Below are 9,550 nucleotides of genomic sequence, written 5' to 3'. Positions count from 1 at the left end.
TACTCACCCGTTCGCCACTAATCCACCCCGAAGGGCTTCATCGTTCGACTTGCATGTGTTAAGCACGCCGCCAGCGTTCGTCCTGAGCCAGGATCAAACTCTCCGTGAATGTTTACCGGTAATCCGGTGCACAACACAGAAGAGCGGAACCACCGGAGGAATGATCCGGCGATTCTCAGCGTCCTCGCTGTGTTTGTTTCAAAGGAACCTCATCCATCCGGCATTCACAGCCGAGTGGACGGGGTATCAACTAATCTGGCGTTGATTTTTGGCACGCTGTTGAGTTCTCAAGGAACGGACGCTTCCTTTGTACTCACCCGAGAGACTCTCTCAGGCTTTCCTCCGGGCAGTTTCCCTTCGGTCTTGCGTTTCCGACTCTATCAGATCTTTTTCCGATCCGATTTCCTCGGTGCTTTCCGGTTCCCGCTCTCCGCTTTCGCTTCGTGCGTTTCCCTTTCGGCGTTTCCGACTCTATCAGATCCTTTCGGCGTCTGATTCCCAGTCAGCGGGGGGTTGTCTTCCCGGCTGTTGGGCCGTTCCGACGTCTCAAACTCTAGCGGATTCCCAGCCTCCGAAGCCAATCGGGGGCCCTCGTCCTTTCGAACGTGGATTCCTCATTTCGCAAATACGCACGCCAATGACACGACTACTCGTCGAGTAATGGTTGGTACCTGCGGAATGGCTGTCCGGGGACCGACCGGAGTCGGCGCTCACGCTGGACAACTCGGAGAACACTACGTATCGCCCCCAGGGGTGTCAACTCCTCCCCCTGGGACCACCCCGGAGGGGTACTCTGGCCCGCATGACGACGCGTACGTACACCCAACAGTGGTGGGCCGCCTGACGGCGGCCGGTACTCACGTACGCATTCAACGGCCGCCGCCTCGGCGGCCGTTCGCGTTTCCTCTCCAGGACTCCGGGGCCGACCGGGACGGCGGCACGGACCAGGAGGAGTGGAGATGGCGAAGGTCTTCAGCGGGATCAAACCGACCGGGCATCTGACGCTGGGGAACTATCTGGGGGCCATGCGGCGGTGGGCCGAGGTCGACCAGCACCGGTCCGACGCGGTCTTCTGCGTCGTCGACCTGCACGCCCTGACCGTCGACCACGACCCCGCGCGCGTGCGCAGGCTCAGCCGGCAGGCGGCGACGCTGCTGCTGGCGGCGGGGCTGGACCCGTCCCTGTGCACTCTCTTCGTACAGAGCCACGTCGACGAGCACGCCAGGCTGTCGTACCTCCTGGAGTGCGTCGCGACCGACGGGGAGATGCGGCGGATGATCCAGTACAAGGAGAAGGCGCGGCGGGAGCAGGCGCGGGGCGGGAGTGTGCGGCTGTCGCTGCTGACGTATCCGGTGCTGATGGCGGCGGACATCCTGGCGTACGGGACGGACGAAGTGCCGGTGGGGGACGACCAGACGCAGCATGTGGAGCTGGCCCGGGACCTGGCGGTGCGGTTCAACCAGCGGTACGGGCACACGTTCGTGGTCCCGAGGGCGACGCATCCGGCGGTGGCCGCGCGAGTCATGAACCTCCAGGACCCGCTGTCGAAGATGGGGAAGTCCGACGACTCGGGTCCGGGCATCGTCTATCTCCTCGACGAGCCCGACGTCATCCGCAAGAAGGTGATGCGGGCCGTCACGGACAGCGGTCGGGAGGTCGTGTACGACCGTGAGGCGAGTCCCGGGGTCGCGAATCTGCTGGAGATCCTCGCCGCGTGCACGGGTGGGAACCCTGAGGATCTGTCAGCCGTTCACAATTCGTACGGAACGCTCAAGGCGGACACCGCGGAGGCTGTGATCGAGACCTTGAGGCCCGTGCGGGCCAGGCATCAGGAGCTGTGCGTGGATACGGAGTACGTGGAGGGGGTGTTGCGGGACGGAGCGCAGAGAGCGAGGGCGATGGCGCGGCCGACGGTGGACGGCGCCTACCGGGCGATCGGGTTGCTGGAGCCCGCGCCGGAGGTGGCGGTGAACGCGGGCCGGTAGCGGCGGGCGGCGCCGGTGGGTCAGTCCTTCTTGCCGGAGGCGAGCTGGCGGCTGCGGTCGCGGGCGGCTTCGAGGGCGGCGATGAGGGCGGCCCGGACGCCGTGGTTCTCCAGTTCGCGGATGGCGCTGATGGTGGTGCCGGCCGGGGAGGTGACGTTCTCCCGGAGCTTGACGGGGTGTTCGCCGCTGTCCCGGAGCATCACGGCGGCGCCGATCGCGGACTGGACGATGAGGTCGTGGGCCTTGTCGCGCGGCAGCCCGAGCAGGATGCCGGCGTCGGTCATGGCTTCGACCAGGTAGAAGAAGTACGCCGGTCCCGAACCGGAGAGCGCGGTGCAGGCGTCCTGCTGGGACTCGGGGACGCGCAGGGTCTTGCCCACGGCGCCGAAGATCTCCTCGGCGTGGGCGAGGTGGCCGTCGGTGGCGTGGGTGCCGGCGGAGATGACGGACATGGCCTCGTCGACGAGCGCGGGCGTGTTGGTCATGACGCGGACGACCGGGGTGCCGGAGGCGAGGCGCTCCTCGAAGAAGGAGGTGGGAATGCCCGCGGCGCCGCTGATCACGAGGCGGTCGGCGGGGACGTGCGGGGCGAGTTCGTCGAGCAGGGTGCCCATGTCCTGCGGCTTGACGGTGAGGATCAGGGTGTCGGCGGTCTTGGCGGCTTCCGCGTTGCCGACCGGGGTGACGCCGTAGCGGGTGCGGAGTTCCTTCGCGCGCTCCGGGCGGCGTGCGGTGACCAGCAGGTCGGCCGGGGTCCAGCCGCCCCGGATCATCCCGCTGAGCAGGGCTTCGCCGATCTTTCCGGTGCCGAGGACTGCGACTTTCTGGCTCATGTCGTCATCCTCGCACCGGGCGAAGGGGCCGGGGGCGGTTGTCCGGCTGACGGAACGGGGGTCACCGGGTGCGGCGGCGCAGGGTCGCGGCGCCGAGGGCGAGGACCAGCAGGGCGGATCCGGCGACGACGAGGACGTCCCGGACGAAGGCGGCGGTCATGTCGGTGTGCCAGAGCACCTCGTTCATGCCGTCGACGGCGTACGACATGGGCAGCACGTCGGAGATCGCTTCGAGGACGGGGTGCATGGCGTCCCTCGGGGTGAAGAGGCCGCAGAGGAGGAGCTGAGGGAAGATCACCGCCGGCATGAACTGGACGGCCTGGAACTCGGAGGCCGCGAAGGCCGAGACGAAGAGGCCGAGGGCGGTGCCGAGGAGGGCGTCCAGGAGGGCGACGAGCAGCAGGAGCCAGGGGCTGCCGGTGACGTCGAGGCCGAGGAACCAGACGGCGAGTCCGGTGGCCAGGGCGGACTGGACGATGGCGAGGGCGCCGAACGCGAGGGCGTACCCGGCGATCAGGTCGGCCTTGCCGAGCGGCATCGCGAGGAGGCGTTCGAGGGTGCCGGAGGTGCGTTCGCGGAGCGTGGCGATGGAGGTGACCAGGAACATCGTGATCAGCGGGAAGATCCCGAGGAGGGAGGCGCCGATGTTGTCGAAGGTGCGGGGGCTGCCGTCGAAGACGTAGCGCAGCAGGACCAGCATCAGGCAGGGGATGAGGAGGAGCAGGGCGATCGTGCGCGGGTCGTGGCGGAGCTGGCGCAGGACGCGGGCGGCGGTCGCGGTGGTGCGGGAGGCGTTGAAGGAGCGGGTGGGTTCCGGCGTCGTCAGGGTTGTCGTCATCGGAGGGCGTCCTTCTCGTGGGTCGCGTCGTCCGCCTCGTCGACCAGGCGGAGGAAGGCGGCTTCGACGGTGTCGGTGGTGGTGCGGGTGCGGAGGGCGGTGGGGGTGTCGTCGGCGAGGAGGCGGCCGGCGCGCATGAGGAGGAGGCGGTGGCAGCGTTCGGCCTCGTCCATGACGTGCGAGGAGATGACGAGGGTGGTGCCGCGGGCGGCGATGTCGTGGAAGAGGGTCCACAGGTCGCGGCGCAGGACGGGGTCGAGGCCGACGGTGGGTTCGTCGAGGACGAGGAGGTCGGGGGTGCCGAGGAGGGCGACGGCGAGGGAGACGCGGCTGCGCTGGCCACCGGAGAGGTTTCCGGCGAGGGCGTTCGCGTGGGAGGTGAGGTCGACGTCGGTCAGGGCGCGGTCGACGTCGGCGCGGCGGGCGGCGTGCGTGCGGGTGGGGGTGAGGACGGCGGCGAAGTAGTCGAGGTTCTGCCTGATCGTCAGGTCGTCGTACACGGACGGGGCCTGGGTGACGTATCCGATGCGGCTGCGCAGGGTGGGGTGGCCGGCGGGGCGGCCGAGGACCTCAAGGGTGCCGGTGACTTTGGCCTGGGTGCCGACGAGGGCGCGCATGAGGGTCGTCTTGCCGCAGCCGGAGGGGCCGAGGAGGCCGGTGATCTGGCCTTTCGGGACGGTGAAGTCGAGGGCGTGGAGGACTTCGCGGGGGCCTCGGGTGACGGTGAGGGAGGTGGCTCGGACGGCGGGGGTGCCGGGGTCCGGGGTGCCGGGGTCCGGGAGGCTCGGGCTTTTATTCATCATGTGATGAATAGTGCGCTCGGCGCGATGGGCCGTCAAGCGGATCGCGCGCTGTTCTCGCTCCCTATCGCTCCCGCGCGCCACCCCGGTTCCGCTGTGCGGTCGACCCCCTTTGCCGACAATGGAATTCATGCGCGGCACGGCGGGGTTCCGGGCCGCGCAGGGTGTTCCGTACTACCGCGCCCTCCCCCTGCGCGGGCCCACGCATCTCCCGTTGCCGACCGGAGGTGCTGTCGAGATGCGCCGTGGCGTACGCAAGGCCGATCTGTTCGCTTCACTCGTCGTGTTTCTCGTCGCGCTGCCCCTGTGTGTGGGTGTCGCGATGGCCTCGGGGGTGCCGCCCGAGCTGGGGCTGGTCACCGGGATCGTCGGGGGCCTGGTCGCGGGGGCGCTGCCCGGGAGCAGCCTCCAGGTCAGCGGGCCCGCCGCCGGGCTGACCGTGCTCGTGTACGAGGCCGTCCGCACGTACGGGCCGCACGCGCTCGGCGTTCTCGTGTTCGCCGCCGGGGTGCTTCAGCTGGGGCTCGGGGTGCTGCGGCTCGGGCGGTGGTTCCGGGCCGTGTCCGTCGCCGTCGTGCACGGCATGCTCGCCGGGATCGGGCTCGTCCTGGTCGCCGGGCAGGTGTACGCGCTCGGGGACGCGAGCGCGCCGGCGGGTGGGATCGACAAGCTCGCGGGGCTGGTGGAGCTGCCCGGGGAGGCGGATCCGGTGGCGTTGTCAGTGGGGGGTGCCACCATGGTCGTACTGCTGCTGTGGGGGCGGTGGCGGCGGGGGGCGCGGCTCGTTCCCGCGCCGCTCGTGGCGGTCGCGCTCGCGGCGGTGGTGACCGGGGTGTTCGACTTGGACGTGCGGCGGGTCGAGGTGCGGGGGCTGTGGGAGGCCGTCCGGATACCCGGGCTCGCCGATGTGGGGCGGCTCGCGGAGGTCGGGGTGATCGGGACGGTCGTCGCGTTCGCGTTGATCGCGTCGGCGGAGTCGCTGTTCAGTGCGGCGGCCGTGGACCGGCTGCATGACGGGAGGAGGACCGACTACGACAAGGAGCTGATGGCGCAGGGCGCGGGGAACACGGTGTGCGGGCTGCTGGGGGCGCTGCCGATGACGGCCGTGATCGTGCGCAGCGCGGCCAATGTGCAGGCGGGGGCGCGGACGAAGGCGTCGCGCGTGCTGCACGGTGTCTGGCTGCTGCTCTTCGCCGCCGTCGTGCCGGGGGTGCTCGGGGTGATCCCCGTCGCCGCTCTCGCCGGGCTGCTCGTGCACGCGGGGTGCAAGCTCGTGCCGGTGCGTGAGGTGCGGGCGCTGTGGCGGGTGGACCGGGGGGAGGTCGTCGTCCTCGTCGTGACCGCCGTCGCGATCGTCCTCGGGAATCTCTTCGAGGGGGTCGTGGTCGGGCTGGCGCTCGCCGTCGCCAAGACGGCCTGGGAGATCAGTCATGTGCAGGTCGAGATGGCGGACCGGGGGGATGGGGTGCTGGTCGTGCGGGTGGTCGGGCATGCGACGTTCCTGCGGCTGCCCAAGCTGCTCGACGCACTGGAGGGGCTGCCGGTGGACCGGGAGGTGCGGTTGGAGCTGGAGGGGCTGCGGCATGTGGATCACGCGTGTGCGGCTGCGTTGAGGGCGTGGGCCGAGGGGCGGGGGGAGCGGGTGTCCGGGCGGGCGGAGGTGGGGGTTTAGGGGGTTCCCGTTCGGCTCAGTCGGACGCGGGCCGGCGGGCCACGAGGAGGGAGACGTCGTAGGTCTCCTCGACGACGCCGTCCGGGAACTCGGCCTGGAGGTGGGCGCGTTCCGCGGCGAGGAAGGCCGTCGTGCGCTCTTCCGTGTCGACCAGGAACGCGGAGTGGCTGCCGATGTTGGCCAGATGGGTGTCCAGGGGGACCCGGCGGCTCCAGCGGATCATGCGGTGGACGAACGTGAGGGTGCCGGTCGGGTCCGCGAGGGAGGTCCGGGAGGCGCGGCCCTTCTCGCCGGCGACGTCGATGCCGAAGTGCCGGCCCGTCCTCAGCGCCTGTTCCCACAGCCACGGGACGTCGTCCGGCGTCGTGTTCCACCACAGCGCCAGCGCACCGCCCGGCCGCAGCACCCGCAGCGCCTCCGGGACCGCGCGGGTCGGGTCCGTCCAGTGCCAGGACTGGGCGTAGGTGAGGAGGTCGAGGGTGGCGTCGCGGAAGGGGAGGCGGTTGCCGTCGCCCCTCACGACCGGGACGTCCGGGAGCGCGCGCCTGAACTCCGCGGCCATGCCCTCGCCGGGCTCCACGGCCACGATCCGCGCGCCACGGCCGTGCAGCAGGCTTGTCGCGATCCCCGTCCCCGCGCCGATGTCCCCGACTCTCGCGCCCTCCCATTTGCGGTCCGCCAACTCCTCGATCGTGTCGAGGAGTTCCTGGGGGTAGCCGGGGCGGTTGGCCGCGTACTGGGCTGCCGCCGCGTTGAAGGAGTGGGCTCGGGTCGAGGGGGTCATGGGGACATGGTGAGGGGGGAGGGGGGTGCGGGGGAACGGGTTTTTGGTGTGAAGCGGGGTGGGGTGGCGCCGCCGGTCACCCCGGCAGGGCGGGCAAACCCCTTCCCTCGCTGGCGGAACGGCAACGCGGCCGGGGCGGGACGGCTGCGGGGTGCCACAGCTGCGGGTCGGCTGTTCGCGGCAACGTGGGAAACGGGCTGGCCCTTGTGGCCGACCCAGACTCCGCTCACCACCACTTCCCCCTCCGCCGCACCATGGCCCTCTCCGCGCCAGAGCCGTATCCCCGCGCCGTGGCCCCGCAGTGGAGCGGCGCCGGTGGCGCCCCCCTCACCCCTTCCGGCGTCGCTTCGCCGGGTTGCCTGTTCTGCGGGTGCTGCGGCGGGTGTGTTCGGCGAGAGCCGCCTCGTACTCGGCGCGGTGGAGCTGCTCGCCGGGGGCCTCGCGGAAGGAGCGGAAGGTGTAGGCGAGGAGGGAGCCGACGAAGCCGATGGTGAGGAGGCCGCGGAGGGTGGACTGGCGGGCGGGGTCGGGGCGTTTGCGGAAGGAGTCCCAGGTGTGGCCGAAGGCGAGGGCCGTGCACCCGGTGAACATGACCACCAGCAGGACGGCGACGAAGCCCCCGATGTCGGCGATCGCGAGCCCTTCGTAGGCGAACCGCAGGACGAGGCAGGCGGCGGCCGTGACGACCAGCGAGCCCACCGCCACACCGATCCGGCGGACCGGGTAGCCGTCGTCGTGGTTCACCCACGTCGTACCGAAGAAGCGCAAGGGCTCGGGACGCGGCCCGGAACCCCCGTCCGCGCGGTCCGCCGTGTCCGGTCTGCCGTTCTCGTCACTCACGGGACGATTATGGCGCGGCCGGGCGCGGGGTTTCGGGCGGGTGGTGGAGTGCTGGGGCGGGCGACGGAGACGGGGCGGTGGCGAGGACGGGGTACGGCGACGGGCGAGGACGGCCTCAGGGCACCCCCGCACCCGCCGCCCACGAAAACCCCGCCCAGCCTCTCGGCGATCACCGAGACACCGCCCCCGTTCGGGGCGCCGTCGCCACAGCCCCAGGAGCCTGCCCCGGAGCCCCGAGGAGCCCCGGCCCGGCCGGACCCGGCAGCCCCGGGGAGCCCCTCCCCGGCCTCGCCCACAGCTCCCCGCCCCCTGCTACCCCGCTCCGATCAGAAGTTGCACCGAGGCGCGATGTACCCGTCGCTCCCGGTCTTCACGTACGCGTCCGAGACGAACTCCCCGTTCCCGACGTTGTCCCAGACGCTGGTGGTCCCGTAGTACCCCGACACCGTCGTCCCCTCCATCTGGCAGTTGACCGGCACGCGCGCGTTGAGCGGCAGGATCCGGACGATGGAGTAGCTGGTGCCGGGGCCGCTGCGGACCTTGAGCTGAACGCCCGGGGCGACCGGGTAGTAGACCTGCGCGAGGCTGTGCGCCTGCTCCTCGGCCTCGGTCTCGGCGGACTGCGCGGTCTCGTCGACAGACATGGTGAACCTTCCCCCCGTAAATCCCCCATGACGACCATGGGACCCCGTTGATACCCGCGGATCACCGTTCGAAACACACGTACGCGATTCGTACACCCGGACCAACGGGCCACCTCTGCCTCGTATCTGTCTCGTACGCGTCATCGACTAGGCTCCAGGCGCCAAGACAGCACGGGGGTGGTTCCATGGCGCCACGGAGGGACACCGGAGCAGGCGCGGAAGCGGAACTTCCCGACTACGCCGGCCACTACCTCCTGGAGTCACGTCTCGGCTCGGGCGGCATGGGTGTCGTGCACCTCGCGCGCAGTACGTCGGGACTGAAGCTCGCGGTGAAGGTCGTGCACGCCGAGTTCGCGAAGAACCCTGAGTTCAGGAGCCGTTTCCGGCAGGAGGTCGCCGCCGCGCGGCGGGTCAGCGGCGCGTTCACGGCTCCGGTGGTGGACGCCGACCCGGACGCGGAACGGCCGTGGATGGCGACGCTGTTCATCCCCGGCCCGACCCTGTCGGAGGAGGTGAAGCGGAACGGACCGCTCCCCCCGGAGAAGCTGCGCAGGCTGATGGCGGGTCTGGCGGAGGCGCTGCGGGACATCCACCGCGTGGGCGTGGTGCACCGCGATCTGAAGCCGAGCAACGTCCTGCTGGCGGAGGACGGCCCGAGGGTGATCGACTTCGGGATCTCACGCCCGAAGGACAGCGAACTGCGCACCGAGACGGGCAAGTTGATCGGGACGCCGCCGTTCATGGCGCCGGAGCAGTTCCGGCGCCCGCGCGCGGTGGGTCCGGCGGCGGACATCTTCGCGCTGGGCTCGGTCCTGGTGCACGCGTCGACGGGGCGCGGCCCGTTCGACTCGGACAGCCCGTACATCGTCGCCTACCAGGTGGTGCACGACGAGCCGGAGGTGACCGGCGTCCCGCAGAGCCTCGCCCCCCTGGTGCTCGCCTGCCTCGCGAAGGAGCCCGAGGAACGCCCCACTCCGGACGAGCTGATGCGCGAACTGCGGTCGGTGGCCGCATCGTACGACACGCAGACGTTCGTTCCGAGCCGGCGTGTCCCGGAAGCGACGGACGCGGCGGACACGGGCACGGACACGTCCGGGACGCCGGAGGCAGCGCCCGAGGCACCGGCGTCGCCGCCCGCGAAGCCGAAGCGCGGG

9 protein-coding genes and 1 rRNA gene are annotated in these 9,550 nt (G+C 70.8%); 3 read left to right on the top strand and 7 right to left on the bottom strand.

Going from position 1 to position 9,550, the window contains the following annotated elements; all coding sequences use genetic code 11:
- Positions 1-109 (bottom strand): 16S ribosomal RNA (locus ACVNF4_RS27470); the annotation flags it as partial.
- An 850-nt stretch (positions 110-959) separates the two neighbouring features.
- On the opposite strand from ACVNF4_RS27470, the gene trpS reads away from it, so the two are divergent.
- Positions 960-1,985, top strand: a complete 1,026-nt coding sequence (gene trpS / locus ACVNF4_RS27465) for a tryptophan--tRNA ligase (RefSeq protein ID WP_461805560.1) — start codon at positions 960-962, stop codon at positions 1,983-1,985.
- 20 nt (positions 1,986-2,005) lie between these two features.
- Here the strand turns inward: trpS and proC are convergent, their stop codons facing one another.
- The 3 genes from proC to ACVNF4_RS27450 form a co-directional block, all read right to left on the bottom strand.
- Complete coding sequence (gene proC / locus ACVNF4_RS27460) at positions 2,006-2,818, bottom strand: pyrroline-5-carboxylate reductase (RefSeq protein WP_461805559.1); 813 nt, start codon at positions 2,816-2,818, stop codon at positions 2,006-2,008.
- Positions 2,819-2,879: 61 nt separating this feature from the next.
- Entirely contained in the window at positions 2,880-3,656 is a 777-nt protein-coding gene (locus tag ACVNF4_RS27455; protein WP_461805558.1) for an ABC transporter permease, read from the bottom strand.
- Positions 3,653-4,459 carry an ABC transporter ATP-binding protein gene (locus ACVNF4_RS27450; protein ID WP_461805557.1) on the bottom strand — a complete coding sequence of 269 codons (807 nt, stop codon included), beginning with the start codon at positions 4,457-4,459 and terminating at the stop codon, positions 3,653-3,655. The genes ACVNF4_RS27455 and ACVNF4_RS27450 overlap by 4 nt, the downstream gene beginning before the upstream one ends.
- Positions 4,460-4,694: 235 nt before the next feature.
- On the opposite strand from ACVNF4_RS27450, the gene ACVNF4_RS27445 reads away from it, so the two are divergent.
- Positions 4,695-6,128: a SulP family inorganic anion transporter gene (locus ACVNF4_RS27445; RefSeq protein WP_461805561.1), complete on the top strand. Its 1,434-nt coding sequence runs from the start codon at positions 4,695-4,697 to the stop codon at positions 6,126-6,128.
- A gap of 16 nt (positions 6,129-6,144) precedes the next feature.
- Here the strand turns inward: ACVNF4_RS27445 and ACVNF4_RS27440 are convergent, their stop codons facing one another.
- The 3 genes from ACVNF4_RS27440 to ACVNF4_RS27430 all read right to left on the bottom strand — a co-directional run bounded on the left by ACVNF4_RS27440 (position 6,145) and on the right by ACVNF4_RS27430 (position 8,396).
- A complete protein-coding gene (locus ACVNF4_RS27440; protein WP_461805556.1) occupies positions 6,145-6,912 on the bottom strand; it encodes a class I SAM-dependent methyltransferase in 768 nt (255 codons plus the stop codon).
- Positions 6,913-7,239: 327 nt separating this feature from the next.
- Positions 7,240-7,752, bottom strand: a complete 513-nt coding sequence (locus tag ACVNF4_RS27435; protein ID WP_461805555.1) for an EamA/RhaT family transporter — start codon at positions 7,750-7,752, stop codon at positions 7,240-7,242.
- A gap of 326 nt (positions 7,753-8,078) precedes the next feature.
- The gene (locus ACVNF4_RS27430) at positions 8,079-8,396 is read right to left on the bottom strand and encodes a peptidase (RefSeq protein WP_461805554.1); all 318 of its coding nucleotides are present in this window, start codon (positions 8,394-8,396) and stop codon (positions 8,079-8,081) included.
- Between the two features lie 185 nt (positions 8,397-8,581).
- Here ACVNF4_RS27430 and ACVNF4_RS27425 point away from each other — a divergent pair.
- Positions 8,582-9,550: serine/threonine-protein kinase (locus tag ACVNF4_RS27425; RefSeq protein ID WP_461805553.1), on the top strand; the 969-nt coding region annotated here is incomplete at its 3' end.

The organism is Streptomyces sp. S6, from assembly GCF_054880855.1.
Note: the sequence above shows the minus strand (reverse complement) of the source record. Positions and strands in the feature narration are given on the sequence as shown.

Coding starts and splice junctions, on each gene's coding strand:
- trpS (WP_461805560.1), top strand. CDS start 960: ATGGCGAAGGTCTTCAGCGGGATCAAACCGACCGGGCATCTGACGCTG.
- ACVNF4_RS27455 (WP_461805558.1), bottom strand. CDS start 3,656: ATGACGACAACCCTGACGACGCCGGAACCCACCCGCTCCTTCAACGCC.
- ACVNF4_RS27450 (WP_461805557.1), bottom strand. CDS start 4,459: ATGATGAATAAAAGCCCGAGCCTCCCGGACCCCGGCACCCCGGACCCC.
- proC (WP_461805559.1), bottom strand. CDS start 2,818: ATGAGCCAGAAAGTCGCAGTCCTCGGCACCGGAAAGATCGGCGAAGCC.
- ACVNF4_RS27430 (WP_461805554.1), bottom strand. CDS start 8,396: ATGTCTGTCGACGAGACCGCGCAGTCCGCCGAGACCGAGGCCGAGGAG.
- ACVNF4_RS27440 (WP_461805556.1), bottom strand. CDS start 6,912: ATGACCCCCTCGACCCGAGCCCACTCCTTCAACGCGGCGGCAGCCCAG.
- ACVNF4_RS27445 (WP_461805561.1), top strand. CDS start 4,695: ATGCGCCGTGGCGTACGCAAGGCCGATCTGTTCGCTTCACTCGTCGTG.